Origin of the sequence: Synechococcus sp. R5-12 (assembly GCF_047502655.1) — a bacterium.
Lineage (GTDB): Bacteria > Cyanobacteriota > Cyanobacteriia > Thermostichales > Thermostichaceae > Thermostichus.
In genome coordinates this window covers 1-592 of the sequence record NZ_JANSIM010000144.1, presented here as the reverse complement: position 1 = coordinate 592, position 592 = coordinate 1, and the positions used below count along the sequence as shown (strand labels likewise).

Sequence of the window (592 nt, the reverse complement as noted above, 5' to 3'; positions counted from 1 at the left end):
TTGAACAGTGATGTTCAGCAGTGTTCAGCGTAAATGTATCAGTTGGAGCCCCAGCCTCTTATGCCACAACCGCAGCCCCCCAGAAGACTGGAAGACCAGTTTGTGGAGAATGTCTCCCGTTATCCCACTTACTTTATTACCGTTTTGCTGGGGGGGATCTGGGCTGGCCTCCAGCCTTTTGTCGGCCTGTATCGCAAAAGTCCAACAGCGGCGGCTATGGTTACGCTGGGATCCCTTTTGTTGCTTCTATTTGTTTATTTCACCCTGCGAGGCATGACAGGGAATACCTTTTGGCCAGAATAGATACTGGGTTGAGGTTGGGGCCCATGGGCGAAGCTGTGCAGTGGATGCCGGCAGCATAAGCACGCCTCAAGGGGATCCCTCTTTTTCGCCCCACTGCTGACAAGAAGTAAAGTGCTCCGCGCCGCTCGCGCGAATGAAAAGTTTGCCCCGGAATGGTGGCGGTCTATGGGCAGGCCAAGCCTCAATTGGCTCTTCAGGGATCCCGGCTGCAAGCTGTAGCGAGGGGATTGGATTTGCCGCTAGCTTGGTAGAGCATGACTCTAGTCAATAATAAGCTCAACTATACTGA

At 53.2% G+C, this 592-nt stretch carries 1 protein-coding gene; it reads left to right on the top strand.

Annotated features, from left to right (window positions below; translation table 11 throughout):
* Nucleotides 1–33 precede the first annotated feature (33 nt).
* Complete coding sequence (locus NW843_RS08555) at nt 34–303, top strand: DUF751 family protein (protein ID WP_414350410.1); 270 nt, start codon at nt 34–36, stop codon at nt 301–303.
* The last annotated feature ends 289 nt before the right edge of the window (nt 304–592 follow it).